Origin of the sequence: Peptoniphilus sp. oral taxon 386 str. F0131, from assembly GCF_000090945.1 — a bacterium.
Taxonomy (GTDB): Bacteria; Bacillota; Clostridia; order Tissierellales; family Peptoniphilaceae; genus Anaerosphaera; species Anaerosphaera mikwangii.
Genome location: NZ_GL349422.1, coordinates 1,167,007 through 1,186,552, shown reverse-complemented (window position 1 = coordinate 1,186,552; position 19,546 = coordinate 1,167,007). Strand labels below are relative to the sequence as shown.

Here is a 19,546-nt window from a genome sequence, read left to right as displayed (position 1 = left end):
ATGAAATACTTCAAATGATTATGCTAAATCCCAAGCTTGCAATACTTGATGAAACGGATTCAGGACTTGATGTAGATGCAATAAGAACAGTTTCTGAAAGCATTTCAAGATTTTTAAATGAAAATAATTCAGTTTTAATAATCACACATCATAGACAATTGATTAAGAGTATAAAACCTGACTATGTTCATATTATGTTAAATGGTAAATTGGTAAAAACAGGTGATATAAGTTTTGTTGATAAAATTGAAAATGAAGGTTTTAGCTGGATTAGAGAAGAGGTGAAGTGATTTGCCAAGAGAGGTTAGAAAAAAAACTCAAATAGAAGAAATGGATAGAGGTATATATGACATAAAGAATGAGGTTGTATATAGATCTAAAACGGAAAAAGGTCTTACAGAAGAAATAGTAAGACAAATTTCAAAAGAAAAAGATGAACCTGAGTGGATGCTTGAATATAGGTTAAAGGCACTTGAAATATTTAATGAAAAAGAAAATCCGGTCTGGGGACCTGACATTTCAGAAGTAGATATTGAAAAAATAACAACATATATAAGACCTGATGCAGATCTAACAGATGATTGGAATTTAGTGCCTGATGAAATAAGAGATACATTTGATAAACTTGGAATACCTGAAGCGGAAAAAGAGGCTTTACTTTCAGGAGTTGGAGCTCAATATGACAGTGAGGTAGTTTATCATAATATACAAAAATATCTCCTTGATCAAGGCGTTGTATATACGGACTTTGAATCGGGACTTAGAGAATATCCTGAGATAGTTAAAAAATATTTTGGAAAGTGTATATCTCCTAACTTGCATAAATATGCCGCACTTCACTATGCTGTATGGAGCGGAGGAAGTTTTGTATATGTTCCTAAGGGAGTAAGGGTTGATGTTCCTCTTCAATCTTATTTCAGACTTAATGCCCCCGGCGCAGGTCAGTTTGAACATACACTTATAATTGTGGAGGATGATGCATATTGTCATTTTATAGAAGGTTGTTCAGCACCTAAGTACAATGTGGTAAATCTTCACGCGGGAGCTGTAGAACTTTTTATAGGAGAAAATTCAACTCTCAGATATTCTACAATAGAGAACTGGTCAAGAAATATGTATAATTTAAATACTAAAAGAGCAATAGTTGAAAAAAACGGAAAAATAGAATGGGTTTCAGGCTCATTCGGTTCAAAAGTATCAATGCTATATCCTGCATCGGTTCTTGTCGGAGATTATGCTACAAGTGAATTTACAGGAATATCTTTTGCCGGAGTAGGACAAAATATTGATACAGGCGCACAGGTAATTCATGCTGCTTCATATACAACATCTACAGTTAATTCCAAGTCAATATCAAAATCAGGTGGAATAGCTGTATATAGAGGATTAGTTAAAGTAGCGGAAGGCGCACATGATTGCAAGAGCTCGGTTAGTTGTGAATCTTTAATGCTTGATAGCCTTTCAAGATCAGATACAATACCTGTAATAGATATAAAAAATAAGAGTGTTGATTTGGGACATGAGGCTAAAATAGGTAGGATTTCAGATCAGGTTATTTTTTATTTAATGAGTAGAGGGATTTCTGAAAATGATGCTAAAGCTATGGTAGTAAGAGGATTTGCAGAACCGATAGCTAAAGAACTTCCCATGGAATATGCTGTTGAAATGAATAATCTTATAAGCCTTGAGCTTGAAGGTTCAATTGGTTAGGAGGTAATTATGAATACAAAAATTTTGGGTAATAGCCTAACCTTTAAAACATTTGGCTGGCTTAAAGTAAATAACACTGAAATTTTTATGCCTGAAGGGATAAAACAGGAATACTATTTAAAATCAGATAAGAAATTGGATGTAGAAGAATTTAAAAATGTTAAATACGGTGTTTCTGAAGAATGTATAGAATTAAATGATAAATTTGGAAATTTGTACAGATCATATGTTTCAAGTAAGGATGCAGAAATAAATGAAATAGTAGATTTAAAACAAGACAGTAAAAATAATATTTTATTTGATACACACGATTTGATAGCAGAAGAAAATTCAAAATTAAATTTAATATTAAATTATAATTCGATAAGCAATTCTGATAAATATAGGAATTCAATTATAAGAATTTTAGCTAAAGAGAATTCACAGGTTAATTTATATGTAATTCAAAATGGAGATGAAAAATCTTTTTCCTTAGAATCAATTTTTGTAAAGACAGAAAAAAATTCGAGTGTTAATTTATGTCAGTTTGAATTAGGTTCAAAGGAATTATATACAAATTTTCAAGGCAATTTAATCGGAAATGAGTCGAACCTTAATATAGACAGTATTTATTTCGGATATGATGATAATAAGATTAATATGTTATATGATATTTTGCACTATGGAGAAGCAACTAAGTCGGAAGTTGTAGTAAATGGGGCATTAAAAGATGACAGTTATAAGAATTTTAAATCTACTCTCGATTTTAAAGAAGGTTCAAGCTTTGCAGTCGGTTCAGAAGAGGAATATGTTGTTCTAATGGATGATAGTGTTACAGCTTTATCAGTTCCTATACTGTTGGCACATGAAGATAATGTAGAGGGAAACCACGCTGCAAGTGCAGGTAAGATAGATCAACAACTTTTATTTTATATAATGAGTAGAGGATTCAATCAAGTTGAAGCTGAATCACTAATAATAGAATCTAAATTTTCAAGAGCGATAAATAAACTTGAAAATGAGGAATTAAAAGAAAAGCTATGGAAGAATATATTTGGCATTGCGAGGAGGAGATAAATGTTAAGTAAAAATGAAATTTTGGATATAAGAAAAGACTTTAATTATTTGAAGTTAGAAAAAAATTTTGTTTACTTTGACAACGGAGCAACAGTACAGAAACCGAATAGTATAATAAAGTCTATTGAAGATTATTATAAATTTGAAAATGGAAATCCTCATAGAGGAGCACACTATTTTGCAATAAAGGCCACAGAAATATATGAAAGCGCAAGAGAAAGAGTTGCAAAATTTTTGAATGCAAAGTCATCTAACGAAGTGATATTTTTACGAAATACAACAGAGGCTCTTAATTTGGTTGCATATTCATGGGCTCTTGAAAATTTAAAAGAGGGTGATGAGATTCTGCTTTCAATAATGGAGCATCATTCAAATTGTGTAACGTGGCAATATGTTGCGAATAAAACTAAGGCTAATCTCGTATATTTATACATTGATGATAATAAACAGATAACGGATGAGGAGTTTAAATCTAAAATAAGTGAAAAGACAAAGCTTTTTACTATAACAGCGGCATCAAATGTAGTTGGAACTATGCCTGATATAAAACGATATATAAAACTTGCTAAAGAAAAGTCCAAAAATATAAAGACAATTATAGATGCGGCACAATTTGCTCCACATCAAAAAATAGACGTACAAAATATTGATTGTGATTTTTTGGCTTTTTCCGGGCATAAAATGTTTTCTGCTATGGGAATTGGAGTACTGTATGGAAAAGAAGATATACTAAATTCTATGAATCCGTTTATGTATGGCGGAGATATGATAGAGTATGTTTATGAAGACAATTCTACATTTTTAAAATCGCCACAGAGATTTGAAGCGGGTACTGCAAATGTTGAAGGAGCAAAGTCTCTCCATGCGGCAATTGACTATATAGAAAATATAGGTATGGAAAATATAGCGGAATATGAAAACTCTATTATGAAGTATGCATATGATAAGATGCTTGATATTCCATATATTGATGTATATACAACGAGAACTGAGAATAGAAGTCCTGTATTGTCATTTAATTTTAAGCAGGCGCATCCGCATGATGTTGCATCAATTTTAGATAGTTATAATATAGGAATTAGAAGCGGACATCATTGTGCACAACCATTACACAGATTTCTCGGAATAAATTTTTCTTGTAGAGCATCATTTTCTTTCTATAATACATTTGAAGAAATAGATTATTTTATAGAACACCTTGAGAGTGTAAGGAGGATGATGGGAATTGAATCTTAATGAAATTTATACTGAACTTATATTAGAGCATAGTAAAAATAAAAAAAACAAGAGAAATTTAGAAGAGCCGACTCACATTGAACTTGGGCACAATCCCAGCTGTGGAGATGAGATAACATTACAACTTAAGATTGAGAATGATGTTATTGAAGATATATCATATGTAGGACACGGATGTGCTATATCTCAGGCATCTACTTCAATAATGATTGATATAGTAAAGGGAGTTACTGTAGGAAAAGCACTTGAGCTTTGTGAGAAATTCATTTCTATGGTTAAAGGTGAAATTGGAGAGAATGAACTTGATGAATTGGGAGATGCAATTGCCTTTGAAAATATTCAGAATTTGCCTGCAAGAGTTAAATGTGCAGTTCTTGCATGGCACACATTAAAAGATATTCTTGAAAATAATAAAACCGAAGGCAGTTTTACTCCTTGAGAGGGGATTATATGAAGTTATCAACAAAGGGTAGATATGGTCTTATGGCAATGTACAGACTTAGTTTAAATTATGGAAACGGACCAACTCCTATAAATGATATAGCTAAGGAAGAAAAATTATCGGAGGCCTATTTAGAGCAATTATTTACTTTACTTAAAAAGAAAAATTTGGTAAAAAGTATAAGAGGTGCAGCGGGAGGATATGAGCTTGCGAAATCTCCAAGTGAAATTAAAATAGGGGAAATTTTAAATGCACTTGAGGGGGATATTGCGTTGTCTTGTAGCAGTATGAATATAAAGCCGGAGTGCAGAAATGTAGAAACTTGTCCTACAAGGGAAATATTGGAAAAACTCCAAATTAAACTTGAGGAAGTACTTGATTCAATGACACTTGCAGATATGAGGTAATTATGGAAATATATTTAGATAATTCTGCTACAACAAAGTTAGACAAAGAAGTTTTAGAAGAAATGCTGCCATACCTTACAGGAGAGTTTGCAAATCCTTCCAGTATATATACAATAGCAAGGACTACAAAACAGGCCATAGAAAAAAGTAGAGATTTGATAGCCGATAAATTGGGGGCTAAATCTAAAGAGATATTTTTTACATCAGGAGGCTCGGAATCTGATAATTGGGCAATAAAAGGGACTGTTGATGCAAATATAGGAAAACATATAATTACGACGCCAATAGAACATCACGCTGTTTTAAATACATTTGAATATTTAGAAAAAAAAGGATATGATGTATCATATTTAAAGGTAGATTCTGATGGAATTGTAGATTTAGAATATTTAGAGAATATTTTAAATGAAAATACGGCCTTGGTATCTGTAATGTATGCAAATAATGAGATAGGAACTATAGAACCCATTGAAAAAATAGGTAATATATTAAAAGAAAGAAATATATTATTTCATGTGGACGGTGTTCAGGCACTTTCCGGTATAGATTTTAAGCTCAAAGACCTTCCGGTGGATTTAATGAGTTTCTCTGCTCATAAGATAAGAGGTCCTAAGGGGATAGGAGCACTTTATATAAAAGAAGGAACGAAAATAAATCCAATTATACATGGTGGAAGCCAAGAACGTGGTAGAAGAGCAGGAACTGAAAATGTTGCAAGTATAGTAGGATTTGCAAAAGCTGTTGATATAAGTAGAAAAAATATAAAAAATGATGTAAAATATATAGAGAATTTAAGAAATATTTTAATGAACAGTTTGCTTGAAATTGATGGAGTTTATTTGAACGGTTCTTCAAAAAACAGACTTTCAAATAATATAAATATATCAATAGAAAAAGTGGATGTTCAAGCATTATTAATGATGCTTGATATGAGAGGGGTATATGCTTCAAGCGGAAGTGCATGTACGGCAGGAAGCATGGCACCTTCACACGTTCTAAAATCAATAGGAAGAAGTGATGAGCTTGCAAGAAATTGTTTGAGATTATCACTTGGTATTGATAATAATATTTATGAAATAAATGAAGCATCTGTTATAATAAGAGAAGTAATAGAAACTTTAAGAAGATAGAGGTGAGATATGAGCTCTATAAAGGCGGTAACACCGGGATTTATAACAACCGCAGTAGCTACGTTATCCATATTTCTTTTATTTTTAATAATTTATTATTTAATAAATATTGGGAATAGATATATTGACAGAAATAAAAGAATAAATATAGATTTGAAACTTGCAATTAGAATTTTATTTGGAGTTGTAGTATTGTATTCTTTAAAATTGATATTTAATAAATATCCAATAGTATCTGATACGATATGGGCATTAATTGCAGCTATTATAGTTTCGTTTTTGATAAATCCGGTTGTAACTTATTTTGAAACTAAAAAGATCAGTAGAAAATATGGCGTTATAATTGTATATGTAAGTGTCATTTTAGTATTGGCAATATTACTTATAATAGTAATACCTAAAACAATTCAAGAAATAACGAACCTATTAAAGAGTATACCATCTCTTATAGATCAAAGCGGTAAAATATTAAATGATTTGTCTGAAAAATTAAATAAGTCTTTTAATTATGACTTACCAAAAAATGAACAGGGAAGGACAATTATTGAAGAAATTCAAAATAGCATAAATAAGTATATAGTTTTAGTTCCTGAGGCAATACTTTCAAAATTAAAAAATTTAACTATGGGTATGCAAACTGTATTTTCAAAGTTACTTAGATTTGTGCTTATATTTATATTTTCTTTCTATTTTACAGTAGATAAGAATAAGTTTAAAAATATTTTGGATTCACATATTCCTGTAAAACATAGAAATGATATATTATATATCGCAAGTAGAATAAATAGTGCACTTCATGATTTTGTAAAGGGAAGATTGTTGATGGCGGTGTTTGTTGGATTTGCTACTATGGTGTATTTGTTAATACTTGGAGTTGATTTTGCAGTTGTAATAGGTATTATAACTTGTATTGCGGATATAATTCCATATATTGGACCGTTTCTTGGATTTGTTCCGGCGGTGTTGTTTGCGTTTATTGAATCTCCAATTAAAGCGCTATGGGTTGCGATATTATTTTTATTATTGCAATGGGCGGAAAATAATATTATAGCCCCGAAATTATTGGCGGATAAGACAGGCTTAAATCCTATGGTTATACTTATTGCAATTATTATCGGCGGTGGAGTGTTTGGAATATGGGGTATGATATTTGCAGTTCCTATAGTATCTGTTGCTTTAATATTGATAGATTTTGCAAAAATGAAATATAATGAGAGAAATAGAAATATAGTCTAAATTGACAAAATTAGATATACAATTTATAATTTTAATGACAAAGTGTCCTCCCTTTGACGGGAGGATTTTTAAGGTAGAGAGGTGTAGTATGAAGAATCTTAAATTACATGAGATTAGATCGTTATATTTAAATTTTTTTGAGTCTAAGCAGCACTTAATGCTTCCGAGTTTTTCGCTTATACCAAAAAATGACAAATCACTTTTATTGATTGGAGCGGGAATGGCTCCTATGAAAAAATATTTTACAGGAGAATTGACTCCTCCATCAAGAAGAGTTACAACTTGCCAAAAGTGTGTAAGAACAGGAGATATTGAAAACGTAGGTAAAACCGATAGACACGCAACTTTTTTTGAGATGCTTGGTAATTTTTCTTTTGGAGATTATTTTAAAAGGGAAGCAATAACTTGGGCATGGGAATTTTTAACAGAGCAAATTGAAATTTCAAAAGATGATTTATGGGTAACTGTATATCATGAAGATGATGAAGCTTTTAGAATTTGGAATGAAGAAATAAAAGTTCCTAAAGAGAGAATAGTAAAACTTGGTAAAGATGATAATTTCTGGGAACTTGAAGTAGGTCCGTCAGGTCCTTGTTCTGAAATCTATGTAGATAGAGGCGAGGCTTATGGATGTGGAGATAAAAATTGTAAGCCCGGATGTGATTGTGATAGATTTATTGAAGTTTGGAATTTGGTATTCACTCAATTTGATAAAGATGAAAGTGGAGTATACCATCCATTAAAGAATCCCAATATAGATACGGGAATGGGACTTGAAAGGCTTGCAACAGTAGTTCAACATACAAATAATATTTTTGAGATTGATGCAATTCAAGATATTATAAGAGAGATTGAAAAAATTTCAGGGTATAAATATGAAACGGACAAAAAATTAGATGAGTCTGTTAGAGTTATAACTGATCATATAAGAGCTATGACATTTATGATATCTGATACAATAAGACCTTCAAATGAAGGAAGAGGATATGTTCTCAGACGTTTTATAAGAAGAGCTGCAAGACATGGAAGGATACTTGGAATTAAAAAGAGTTTCTTGTCAGAACTTTCAGATTTAATAATAAATTCATGGGGTGCAGATTATTATCCTGAATTAATAGAAAATAGAGATAATATTAAATCAGTAATAAAAGCTGAAGAGGAAAAATTCCTTGAAACAATAGAGCAAGGCATGAGCATGCTTGAATCTCATATATTAGATTTAAAAGAGAAAAAGTTGGATATATTAGATGGAGAATATGCATTTAAGTTATATGACACTTATGGATTTCCGGTTGATTTGACAGCAGAAATATTAGATGAAAATTCAATAAAGCTTGATAGAGATGGATTTGATAAAAATATGGATGCTCAAAGAAAAAGAGCCAGAGCTGCAAGAGATGATTCAGATAATATAGGATGGGGAAGCCATGACAATGAAAAAATCTATGAAGGATTAAAGAATGAGTTTGTAGGTTATGAAAAAGATGAATGCAAAGCTAATATAATCGAATTAGTTAAATTGAATGAACTTGTTGATAAATTAACAAAAGGTGAAAGAGGAATCATTATACTTGATAAAACACCTTTCTATGCAGAATCGGGTGGTCAAGCGGGCGATACAGGTATTATAGAATCTGATAAATTTAAAATAAAAGTAATTGATACTAAGAAAAATGTAAAAGGATTACATCTCCATATGGTGGAAGTTGAGGAAGGTATAGTAGAAAAGTCAGAAGTATCAGCTAAAATAGATGTAATCAGAAGATTTAACATAAGAAGAAATCACTCTGTAACGCACTTATTGCACAAAGCACTTAAAGAAGTGTTAGGAAATCATGTAAACCAAGCAGGTTCAGAAGTATTAGACAATAGAATGAGGTTTGATTTCACTCATTTTGAGGCTATAGACAAAGAAGATTTACAAAAGATAGAAGATAGAGTAAATCAAAAAATATTTGAAGCATTACCTGTTAAAACTACAATTACAAATCCTGAAGATGCTTATAAGCTTGGAGCAGTCGGATTATTTGAAGAAAAATACAGTTCTGTTGTAAGAGTAGTTACTATGGGAGATTATTCAATGGAATTATGTGGTGGAACTCATGTGAGCAATACATCAGAAATTTCGATGTTTAAAATTATTTCTGAAAACGGAATTTCATCCGGAGTTAGAAGAATTGAATCAATAACAGGACCTGCAGTATATTCTTATTTAAATAATCTTGAAAACTTAAGAGATGAAAGTGCTTCAACATTAAAATCAAATAAGTCTGATATAATTCAAAAGATAAAACTTTTGACAGAGAATGTTAAAGCTTATGAAAAGCAAATAGAAGAACTCAAGTTAAAGACAGCAAAAGATGAAGTTAGTGAAATCATTAAAAACGTTAAAAAAATTAATTCAATAAATTATGTAACATACAGATTTAATGAAGTGGATGTAAATACACTTCGAAACTTAGCTGATGAAGTTAGAGAAAAAGTCGGAAGTGTTGTAGTATTATTTGCAACAGAAATAGATGACAAAGTTAATTTTGTATGTGCAGTTTCACAAGACCTTGTAAAACAAAAAATTTCTGCCGGTAACATAGTTAAAGAAGTTGCAAAAGTAACAGGAGGCGGTGGAGGCGGTAGACCGGATATGGCTACAGCCGGAGGAAAGGATGCTTCTAAAATTGACTTGGCTTTAGAAGAGATAAAGAATATTTTATAGTTTAAGTTTTTTTAAAACACATTATATGGTATAATCATATAGGAGGGATATTATGGATGATAAAAATTATGAAACTCAAGTTTTTGAAAAGCAAAGTATTGAAACTGAAAAATATAGAAGTATATTAAAATCAGTATATGAATCACTTAGCGAAAAGGGATATAATCCTGTGGATCAAATAATAGGATATATACTTTCAGGAGATCCGACATATATTACAAGTTATAATAATGCAAGATCCATAATACAGGGTGTTGAGCGTGATGAATTATTAGGAGAATTGTTAAAGTTCTACTTAAAGAAATAATATATTATGAGATGGACGTATGCTCCATCTCATCTTTACATATTGTATATTTAGAAATATGTACCTTAGAATAAGGTTGTGGTTTATTTAATGGAAAAAATATTAGGATTAGATATAGGGGATAAATGGATAGGTGTTGCAGTGAGTGATTTATTAGGCATTACTGCACAGCCGTTAGTGACAATAAAAAGAGAATCTAATAAACAAGCATACGAAGATATATATAATTTAATTAAGGAAAACAACATAGCTAAAGTTGTTGTAGGACTACCGAAAAATATGAATAATACGTTAGGGCCTCAAAGCGAAAAAGTTTTAAAATTTTCGGAAAAATTAAAAAATAAATATGGTGTTGAAATTATATATATAGATGAAAGAATGACTACTATATCTGCTAATAGAATTTTAATTGAAGGCGAAGTAAGAAGAGAAAATAGAAAACAGTATGTTGATAAAATAGCAGCGACATATATTTTACAGACATATTTGGATAGTAAGTAGAGGAGGAACAATGGAAAGGCACCTTTTTTATGATGAAAATAATGAGCCGGTTGAATTTATAGTGAAGGCTAAATTTACTGTAGATGATACTGATTATGTTGCTATGCTACCAGCAGATGACCTTGAGCCGCTTATTTATATTTTAAAAATTGAAGTTGATGATGCAGGAAATGAATTCTTGGTTGGTATTGAAGATGAAGAATTGGAAGAAGCAACTGCAGTTTATGAAGAACTTATGAAAGACAAATTGCAATGAGGTGAATTATGGAATTAAATGTTGAATATGTAAAAAATGTTTTGAAGAATAATGGTTACAAATATACAAATCAGAGAGCTGAAGTATATAATGTTTTTTTAAATCATAGAGATGAACATTTATCAACTGAAGATGTATTTGCCTATGTTTCTAAAGAAGATCCTGAAATAGGTATAGCAACAGTTTATAGAACACTTATGTTGTTTGAGGAACTTGGTGTTTTGTATAAAATAAGTTTTGACGATGGTGTTGCAAGGTATGAAATTAAGACCGTAGGTGAGGGACATAGACATCATCATTTAGTATGCCTTGATTGTGGAGGTATTACGGAAGTAAAGCTTGATTTATTAGATAGCTTAGAAGAAGAAATAGAAAATGACGAAAAATTTAAAATAGTTGACCACAATCTTAAATTCTATGGTTATTGCAAAGACTGCTATAAAAAAAGGAGAGATTGAATGAGAAATAGCAATAAGTTAAAGATTATTCCTCTTGGCGGAATGCGAGAAGTCGGAAAAAATTTAACACTAATAGAATATAGAGATGAAATAATAATAGTTGACTGCGGTATGACATTTCCTGAAGATGAGATGCTCGGTATAGATGTTGTAATACCTGATGTAACTTATCTGATTAAAAATCAGGAAAAAATAAAAGCCTTAGTACTAACACATGGCCATGAAGATCATATAGGAGCAATACCTTATATATTAAAAAAATTGAAAATGCCGATATATGGTACACCACTGACAATTGGATTACTTGAAAATAAACTTAAAGAGCATAATCTTGGAAAAGTTGAATTAAATGTTGTTCGTGCAGGAGATAAGGTAAAACTTGGGAAAATGGAGGTTGAATGGATATCAGTAAATCATTCAATACCGGACAGTTGTGCCCTTGCTATAAAAACTCCTTTGGGATATGTGTATCATTCAGGAGATTTTAAAGTTGATTTTACACCGATTTCAGGGGATGTTATTGATTTACAAAGAATAGCACAAATAGGAGAAAAAGGTGTGCTTGCCATGATTGGAGAATCTACAAATGTTCTTCGTGAAGGGTATACAATGAGTGAGAGAAAAGTAGGAGAAACATTTAATAGAATTTTTTCTCAAGCAGGAACAAATAGAATTATAATTGCTACATTTGCATCTAATGTTCATAGAATTCAACAAATTATAAATTCTGCTGAAAAATATGGAAGAAGAGTAGTTTTATCAGGTCGTTCCATGATTAATGTAATGGAAACTGCACAAAGGCTTGGATATTTAAAGCTAAAAAAAGGTACTTTAATAGATATTAAAGATATGCATAAGTACAATGATGACGAACTTGTAGTAATAACAACCGGTTCGCAAGGAGAACCAATGAGTGCTCTTACGAGAATAGCTTATGGTGAACATAGGAAAATAGCTGTTACACCAAATGATATAGTAATTTTGTCGGCTACACCGATACCGGGGAATGAAACGTCAGTATTTAAGGTAATCAATAAATTACTTGAATTAGGTGTAAACGTAATATATGAAAGTTTAACTGAGATTCATGTTTCCGGACACGCATGTCAGGAAGAGTTAAAATTAATATTAAGTCTAATAAGACCGAAATATTTTATACCGGCACATGGAGAAATAAGACACCTTTTAAAACATGCAGAGGTAGCAAATTCACTTGGAGTTTCTAAAGAAAATATATTTATTATGTCTAATGGAAATTGTTTGGAAATTTCTCAGAAAGATGCTAAATTTGTAGGAGATGTTCCATCAGGAAATATTTTGGTGGACGGACTTGGAATAGGCGATGTAGGAAATATAGTCCTTAGAGACAGAAAACATCTTTCAGAGGATGGACTTATTGTAGTAGTTATTACTATGTCAAAGTCTGAAGGAAAACTTGTTTCGGGACCTGACATAATTTCAAGAGGTTTTGTATATGTAAGAGAGTCTGAAGGATTAATAGAAGATGTCAGAAATGTGGTTAAGGGCACTTTAGGTAGATGTGATAGAAAATCTATAACAGATTGGACTTCGTTAAAGACAAGCATTAGAGAAGATTTAAAGGGATTTTTATTTGCACAGACAAAGAGAAACCCTATGATACTTCCAATTATAATGGAAATTTAAAGGGGAATCGAAAGATTCCCTTTTTGTGAGGATGAAATGAGTAATATAAATTATGAATACATTGAAGAATATATAAGAAGCTTGATACCAAGTAAATCGGGACATTTATTGGAGATGAGAAAATATGCTGAAGAAAATCATATTCCAATAGTTGAAGAAGAAAGTGAAGAATTTTTAAAGTTTTTGATAAATTTTAAAAAGCCTAATAAAATATTAGAACTCGGAACTGCGATAGGATATTCTTCAATAATTTTTGCAATGAGTTCTTCTTCTATTGAGCATATAAAAACTGTTGAGATAAAAGATGAAATGGTTGACATTGCAAGAAATAATATTGAAATTATGAAATTGAGCTCTATCATAGAAGTTGTACATGGGGATGCGGCAGAGGTTCTTGAAAAAATAGACGAAAAATATGATATGATTTTTATAGATGCTGCAAAAGGACAATATGAAAATTATTTTAATATGTCATTAAAAAATTTATCTGAAGATGGAATAATAATTTGTGATAATGTACTTTTTAGAGGAATGATTGCAAATCAAGAATTGGTTAAGAGAAGAAAAATAACTATCGTTAAAAGACTTAGAAAATTTTTGAAAGAAATAGAAGAAAATGAGGAATTTATATCTTCGATAGTTCCAATTGGAGATGGGGTACTATTGATTGGGAGGAAATAGAATGAATAAAATTGAATTACTTGCTCCGGCCGGTGATTTAAATAAACTAAAGACAGCTATTGATTATGGTGCAGATGCGGTATATCTTGGAGGAGAAAGTTTTGGACTTAGAAAGGCGTCTAAAAATTTCTCTATGGAAGATATAAGAGAAGGCGTTATTTATGCTCATGAAAGAGGAAAAAAAGTTCATGTTACTTTGAATATAATTCCACACGATAAAGATATAGACGGTGTAGAAGAATATGTAAAACAACTTTATGATATGGGAGTAGATGCACTGATAGTTGCAGATCCGGGTATGTTTTTAAAAGTAAGAAATGCGGTTTCAGATATGGATATACACATTTCTACGCAAGGTTCTGTAACAAATTCATCTACGGTTGCATTTTGGAAACAAATGGGTGCAAAAAGAGTTGTTCTTGCAAGAGAACTATCTATTGATGAAATAAAAAATATAGTAAAAGAGTCTAATGGAGAAATTGAAATCGAGACCTTCGCTCATGGAGCAATGTGTATGTCATATTCCGGAAGATGCCTATTATCCAATTATATGACAGGAAGAGATGCGAATATGGGAGATTGTTCACAAGCATGTAGATATAAATATTATTTAGTTGAAGAAAAACGTCCGGGTGAATATTTTCCGATAGAAGAGCACGATGAAGGATCATTTATAATGAATTCAAAAGATTTATGTATGATAGAGCATATTGATGATTTAATAGAATCAGGAGTTGTGAGTTTAAAGATAGAAGGAAGAGTAAAAAGCGAATACTATCTTGCAACGGTAATAAGATCATATAGAATGGCAATAGACAGCTATTATGAAAATCCTGAAAAATATGTCTTTGATAAAAGTTTACTTGATGAAATTAAGAAAGTAAGTCACAGGGATTTTACTACCGGATTTTTTTATGGAAAAGCTAATGAAGATTCGCAGGTATATAAGACAAATTCATATATAAGAGGATACGATTTTGTTGGAATTGTGCTTGATTATGACAAGAATAGCAAAATAGCTACAATAGAGCAGAGAAATAGAATATTTAAAGGCGAAGAGATTGAAATATTCGGGCCATCCGTAAAGTTTTTTAAGCAAAAAATTGATTATATGACTGATGAAAATGATATTCCAATAGAAGTTGCAAATAAGGCAAAACAGATATTTAAGATAAAAGTGGACAGAGATGTGAAAAAAGATTTTATGCTTAGGAGGAAGAATGAGATATGAGAACACCAATAATAATAGGAATTGCAGGCGGTTCAGGTTCAGGTAAGAGCACAGTAACTAATGAATTAAAAGCTATGCTTGATGATAACAAAGTTGTAATTATTGAGCAGGATAGTTATTATAAAGATCAAAGCGCACTTCCGTTTGAGCAAAGAGTAAAAACTAATTATGACCATCCATTTGCCTTTGATAACGATTTGTTGATAGAACATTTAAAAAAGTTTAAAAATAATGAAAGTATTGAGAAACCGATATATGATTTTGAGGTTCATAACAGAAAAGAAGAAACAAAAATAATTGAACCTAAAGAAGTAATAATATTGGAAGGAATTTTAATTCTTAGTGAAAAAGAAATAAGAGATTTATTGGATATAAAGATTTTTGTAGATACAGATAGTGATGTAAGAATAATAAGGAGAATATTAAGAGATATAAAGGAAAGAGGACGTTCTTTGGAATCAGTTATACTTCAATATATGTCTACCGTAAGACCGGCTAATATGCAATTTGTCGAACCGTCTAAAAAATATGCAGATATAATTATTCCTGAAGGCGGATATAATAAAGTGGCTATTGATTTAATTTATTCAAAGATAAAATCCTTTTTAGATGAAAAATAATTAATTGACAATTTAATTATATAAAAGTATAATCAGTAAGAATAATATGTTGGTAGTGCAATTAGATGGCATTGCTTAGAGTTTTGATTCCTTGCTATCTTTTGCAAGGAATTTTTTTTATAATTGAAAGGAGCAATAAATTTGGAAAAGTTTTTCTTTGGTAATGGTTCTACAAATAAGTTTTTAATAAATCTAAAGAAAATTATTTTAGCTCTTCAACATTTAATAGCAATGTTTGGGGCTACTGTATTAGTTCCTCTTTTAACAGGATTTAATGTAAATACTACTTTATTTTGTGCGGGTATAGGTACTTTGATTTTTCATTTTTGTACGAAAAAGAAGGTACCTGTTTTTTTAGGCTCATCATTTGCTTTTATTCCAGTAATTCAAAGTGTATATAATAATTATGGAAGTCTGTCATATGCTCAAGGTGGTATAGCGGTTGCAGGCCTTTTATATGTAATTTTATCATTTGTAATTGGAAAAGTTGGAGCTAATAAAATAATAAAATATTTTCCGGCGCAAGTAGTAGGACCTATGATAATTGTAATAGGATTTAATTTAATTCCTACTGCAATATCAATGGCAAGCAGTAATTATCTTGTATCAGGAGTAACGCTTGTATTTTGTTTGACTCTTTCATTTTTTACAGAAGGATTTTTAAAACAGCTATCTATAATAATTTCTGTAATAATAGGATATATTTTGTCGCTAAACATCGGTTTGGTTGATATGAGTGCGGTTAGAGATGCTGCGATATTGTCATTGCCACAATTTTCCGCTCCGAAATTTGATATTCCGGCAATAATAGTAATAGCTCCTGTTGTACTTGCGGTATTTATGGAGCATATAGGAGATATAACTACAAATTCGGCTGTTGTAGGAGAGAATTTTCTTGAAGATCCCGGACTGAATAGAACTTTACTTGGAGATGGACTTGCAACAATGGTTGCCGGATTTTTAGGAGGTCCTGCAAATACAACTTATGGAGAAAATACAGGTGTACTTGCAATAACAAAAAACTACGATCCGTCAATATTGAGAATTACGGCAATTTTTGCAATAATGCTTGGATGTGTAGGGAAGGTTGGGGGATTACTTCAAACTATTCCTCAAGCAGTTATGGGAGGAATTTCGGTTGTATTATTTTCTATGATAGCATTAATTGGTATCAAGACAATAAAAAATTCAAAGATTAATTTTAATTTAAAGAATATAATAATAATGTTAAGCATAATTATTATCGGACTTGGAAGTCATGTAGGTATAAATATAGCTATAAAAATAACGGAAGAAGTATCTCTTTCAGGATTATCATTGGCAGCACTTGTAGGAGTAATTTTAAATATTATTTTAAGTAGGTTTGAAGACAAGATAAATAGAGATAAATAGTAATAAAAAATTAATAAAGTATTGCAAAAATGCTGTTATTATGCTATTATAATTAACTGTAACCGCACAGAGTAAGGTCGAAAAATATTACCTACAATGGCGAGTCTTAATAATTAAGGAGGTGCTACAAAATGTACGCAGTAATTGAAACAGGTGGAAAACAATACACTGTTAAGGCAGGAGACAAGGTTAAGATTGAAAAGTTGAATGCTAACGAAGGAGATAAAGTAACTTTTGATAAAGTTCTTTTAGTTGGTGGAGAAGATCTTAAAGTTGGAAAGCCTTATGTAGAGGGTTCTAAGGTTGAGGCAAAAGTTCTTGTACAAGCAAAAGATAAGAAGATTATTGTATATAAATACAAATCTAAGAAGAATGAAAGAAAAAAAAGAGGACACAGACAACCTTATACATTAGTTGAAATCGAAAATATTATCTAATGATAAATATAAAAATTTTTAAAAGAAATGCAAATTATATCGGATTTGAATCATTCGGACATGCTGAATATTCTGATGGTGATGATATAGTTTGTGCAGGAGTTTCCACTCTAACTCAGACAATGTATTTTCATTTAGTTGAAAATTTGAACTTAGATGAAAAGTTTTTTGATGTAGAGCAGAGAGATGGATATTTAAAGCTTATTTTAAAGAATAATGATAAAGACACAAATATTCAGGTATCTTTTATGTATATGATTAAAGGACTTGAAATTTTAGAGGCACAATACTCTAAACATATAAAATTAGAGATGATGGAGGTGCAATGATGATTAGATTTAATTTACAGTTATTTTCTTCTAAAAAGGGAGCAGGTTCTTCAAAGAATGGTCGTGATTCTCAAGCTAAAAGACTTGGAGTTAAGAGAAGTGATGGACAATATGTAATTGCCGGAAATATTCTTGTAAGACAAAGAGGAACTAGAATTCATCCGGGCGAAAATGTAATGCGCGGTGGAGATGATACGCTTTTTGCAACTGCTGATGGACGTGTTAAATTTGAGACAAAAGGTAGAGGCAATAAGAAGATAGTTAGTGTTTATACAGAAGAATTAGCATAAGAAAAGTCGTAGCTTCTTGCTACGGCTTTATTTATATTTTAGACAATTTTTTGAAATTTTAAATATAATTTAAAGGTTTATATTTAGATTTAATGATATAATAAAAGAAAAATGAGTTGAATAGATATGTTTATAGATATAGCAGATATAAAATTGAAAGCTGGCAATGGTGGTGATGGAGCAGTTGCTTGGCGTAGAGAAAAATATGAACCGGCAGGAGGACCTGCAGGTGGCGATGGCGGAAACGGTGGAAATATTATATTAAAAACTGACTCCGGATTGCATACATTAATGGATTTTAGATACAAGAGAGAATATAAGGCGCCTAATGGGGAAAACGGAATGAGTAAAAAGAAGTTTGGAAAAAATGGAGAAGATATCATTTTAAAAGTTCCTGTAGGTACTCTTGTAAAAGATAAAAAGACGGGTGGAGTAATAGTAGATTTAAAAGAGGTAAATCAAGAGTATGTCATCGCAAAAGGAGGACGTGGAGGAAGAGGAAATGCAAAGTTTACTACTTCTACAAGACAAGCTCCTGCATTTGCTCAAGCAGGTTCTAAAGGAGAGGAAAAAGCAATAACTCTTGAACTTAAATTACTTGCAGATGTTGGATTGGTCGGATTTCCAAATGTTGGTAAATCTACATTACTTTCAATAGTTTCATCTGCAAAGCCTAAAATAGCAAACTACCATTTTACTACAATAAAACCTAATCTTGGAGTAGTGAGCTTAGGCCCTGAAATGAGTTTTGTAATAGCGGATATTCCGGGATTAATAGAAGGAGCAAGTGAGGGACTTGGACTTGGAGATGAATTTTTAAAACATGTAGAGAGAACTAAAATATTAATTCATGTTCTTGATGCTTCAGGTTCTGAAGGTAGAGATCCGATAGAGGATTTTTATAAAATAAATGAAGAGTTAAAAAATTACAATGAAAAGCTTTCAGATAAAATGCAAATAATATTTGCAAATAAAATGGATGTTTTTCCTGCAGAAGAAAACTTGGAAAAAATAAAAAAAGAGTTTGGAGATAAGTATATGATATTTTACGGTAGTGCCGCTACGACGGAAAATGTGGACGAGCTTATGAAATATACTTTTACAGAACTTCAAAAATGTGAAGATGAATATGAGACTTATGATATACAGTATGTTGAGGAAGAAAAAAGAGAAGAAGGGATTAATGTATATATTGAAGATAATAAATATATAGTTGATGGACCTTATATTGAAAAGCTTCTTCACTCTACTAATTTTGAGGATATTTATTCTTTGAAGTATTTCCAAGAAAATTTGAGAAAGAATAATGTTGTTGATAAATTAAAATCTCTTGGAATATCTGAAGGAGACAGTGTATTTATTTTAGGTTATGAATTTGAATTTTTTGAATAGAGGTATTGATGATTACAGGTAGACAAAGATCTTATTTAAAAATCTTTAGCTAACACA

Annotated in this window: 21 protein-coding genes, 1 pseudogene and 1 other annotated feature; all 22 genes and pseudogenes read left to right on the top strand. The window is 31.0% G+C overall.

Going from position 1 to position 19,546, the window contains the following annotated elements:
• A pseudogene (locus HMPREF0629_RS05675) lies at window positions 1–290 on the top strand (ABC transporter ATP-binding protein); the annotation flags it as partial.
• Window positions 291–330: 40 nt separating this feature from the next.
• Window positions 331–1,710 carry a Fe-S cluster assembly protein SufB gene (gene sufB, locus HMPREF0629_RS05670; protein WP_036729710.1) on the top strand — a complete coding sequence of 460 codons (1,380 nt, stop codon included), beginning with the start codon at window positions 331–333 and terminating at the stop codon, window positions 1,708–1,710.
• A 9-nt stretch (window positions 1,711–1,719) separates the two neighbouring features.
• Window positions 1,720–2,766 carry a SufD family Fe-S cluster assembly protein gene (locus tag HMPREF0629_RS05665; protein WP_009222388.1) on the top strand — a complete coding sequence of 349 codons (1,047 nt, stop codon included), beginning with the start codon at window positions 1,720–1,722 and terminating at the stop codon, window positions 2,764–2,766.
• Entirely contained in the window at window positions 2,767–4,002 is a 1,236-nt protein-coding gene (locus HMPREF0629_RS05660; protein ID WP_009222387.1) for an aminotransferase class V-fold PLP-dependent enzyme, read from the top strand.
• On the top strand, window positions 3,992–4,441 hold the full coding sequence (sufU, locus tag HMPREF0629_RS05655) for a Fe-S cluster assembly sulfur transfer protein SufU (protein WP_009222386.1): 450 nt from the start codon (window positions 3,992–3,994) through the stop codon (window positions 4,439–4,441). The genes HMPREF0629_RS05660 and sufU overlap by 11 nt, the downstream gene beginning before the upstream one ends.
• Window positions 4,442–4,452: 11 nt before the next feature.
• Entirely contained in the window at window positions 4,453–4,851 is a 399-nt protein-coding gene (locus HMPREF0629_RS05650; protein ID WP_009222385.1) for an Rrf2 family transcriptional regulator, read from the top strand.
• A gap of 2 nt (window positions 4,852–4,853) precedes the next feature.
• Window positions 4,854–5,981 (top strand): cysteine desulfurase family protein, encoded by a 1,128-nt coding sequence (locus HMPREF0629_RS05645; protein ID WP_009222384.1) that lies wholly within the window; start codon window positions 4,854–4,856, stop codon window positions 5,979–5,981.
• A 9-nt stretch (window positions 5,982–5,990) separates the two neighbouring features.
• Window positions 5,991–7,217 carry an AI-2E family transporter gene (locus HMPREF0629_RS05640; RefSeq protein WP_009222383.1) on the top strand — a complete coding sequence of 409 codons (1,227 nt, stop codon included), beginning with the start codon at window positions 5,991–5,993 and terminating at the stop codon, window positions 7,215–7,217.
• An 88-nt stretch (window positions 7,218–7,305) separates the two neighbouring features.
• Complete coding sequence (gene alaS, locus HMPREF0629_RS05635; protein ID WP_009222382.1) at window positions 7,306–9,930, top strand: alanine--tRNA ligase; 2,625 nt, start codon at window positions 7,306–7,308, stop codon at window positions 9,928–9,930.
• A gap of 52 nt (window positions 9,931–9,982) precedes the next feature.
• Window positions 9,983–10,237 carry an IreB family regulatory phosphoprotein gene (locus HMPREF0629_RS05630; RefSeq protein ID WP_009222381.1) on the top strand — a complete coding sequence of 85 codons (255 nt, stop codon included), beginning with the start codon at window positions 9,983–9,985 and terminating at the stop codon, window positions 10,235–10,237.
• 90 nt (window positions 10,238–10,327) lie between these two features.
• The gene (gene ruvX, locus HMPREF0629_RS05625; protein ID WP_036728475.1) at window positions 10,328–10,738 is read left to right on the top strand and encodes a Holliday junction resolvase RuvX; all 411 of its coding nucleotides are present in this window, start codon (window positions 10,328–10,330) and stop codon (window positions 10,736–10,738) included.
• Window positions 10,739–10,748: 10 nt separating this feature from the next.
• Window positions 10,749–10,994, top strand: coding sequence for a DUF1292 domain-containing protein (locus tag HMPREF0629_RS05620; RefSeq protein ID WP_009222379.1), 246 nt, complete (start codon window positions 10,749–10,751; stop codon window positions 10,992–10,994).
• Window positions 10,995–11,002: 8 nt separating this feature from the next.
• On the top strand, window positions 11,003–11,452 hold the full coding sequence (locus HMPREF0629_RS05615; protein WP_009222378.1) for a Fur family transcriptional regulator: 450 nt from the start codon (window positions 11,003–11,005) through the stop codon (window positions 11,450–11,452).
• Window positions 11,453–13,117 (top strand): ribonuclease J, encoded by a 1,665-nt coding sequence (locus HMPREF0629_RS05610; RefSeq protein WP_009222377.1) that lies wholly within the window; start codon window positions 11,453–11,455, stop codon window positions 13,115–13,117.
• Window positions 13,118–13,153: 36 nt separating this feature from the next.
• The gene (locus HMPREF0629_RS05605; protein ID WP_009222376.1) at window positions 13,154–13,798 is read left to right on the top strand and encodes an O-methyltransferase; all 645 of its coding nucleotides are present in this window, start codon (window positions 13,154–13,156) and stop codon (window positions 13,796–13,798) included.
• Window position 13,799: 1 nt separating this feature from the next.
• Complete coding sequence (locus HMPREF0629_RS05600; RefSeq protein ID WP_009222375.1) at window positions 13,800–15,029, top strand: U32 family peptidase; 1,230 nt, start codon at window positions 13,800–13,802, stop codon at window positions 15,027–15,029.
• The gene (udk, locus tag HMPREF0629_RS05595) at window positions 15,026–15,649 is read left to right on the top strand and encodes a uridine kinase (RefSeq protein WP_009222374.1); all 624 of its coding nucleotides are present in this window, start codon (window positions 15,026–15,028) and stop codon (window positions 15,647–15,649) included. The genes HMPREF0629_RS05600 and udk overlap by 4 nt, the downstream gene beginning before the upstream one ends.
• A gap of 141 nt (window positions 15,650–15,790) precedes the next feature.
• Window positions 15,791–17,041: a uracil-xanthine permease family protein gene (locus HMPREF0629_RS05590; protein WP_039856683.1), complete on the top strand. Its 1,251-nt coding sequence runs from the start codon at window positions 15,791–15,793 to the stop codon at window positions 17,039–17,041.
• Between the two features lie 50 nt (window positions 17,042–17,091).
• Window positions 17,092–17,158: a sequence feature (ribosomal protein L21 leader region), on the top strand.
• A gap of 14 nt (window positions 17,159–17,172) precedes the next feature.
• The gene (gene rplU, locus HMPREF0629_RS05585) at window positions 17,173–17,478 is read left to right on the top strand and encodes a 50S ribosomal protein L21 (protein ID WP_009222372.1); all 306 of its coding nucleotides are present in this window, start codon (window positions 17,173–17,175) and stop codon (window positions 17,476–17,478) included.
• Window positions 17,478–17,807 carry a ribosomal-processing cysteine protease Prp gene (locus tag HMPREF0629_RS05580; protein ID WP_009222371.1) on the top strand — a complete coding sequence of 110 codons (330 nt, stop codon included), beginning with the start codon at window positions 17,478–17,480 and terminating at the stop codon, window positions 17,805–17,807. Before rplU ends, HMPREF0629_RS05580 begins: the two co-directional genes overlap by 1 nt.
• Window positions 17,807–18,097: a 50S ribosomal protein L27 gene (gene rpmA / locus HMPREF0629_RS05575; protein WP_009222370.1), complete on the top strand. Its 291-nt coding sequence runs from the start codon at window positions 17,807–17,809 to the stop codon at window positions 18,095–18,097. The genes HMPREF0629_RS05580 and rpmA overlap by 1 nt, the downstream gene beginning before the upstream one ends.
• 126 nt (window positions 18,098–18,223) lie before the next feature.
• Window positions 18,224–19,489, top strand: coding sequence for a GTPase ObgE (gene obgE, locus HMPREF0629_RS05570; protein WP_009222369.1), 1,266 nt, complete (start codon window positions 18,224–18,226; stop codon window positions 19,487–19,489).
• Window positions 19,490–19,546: the final 57 nt, after the last annotated feature.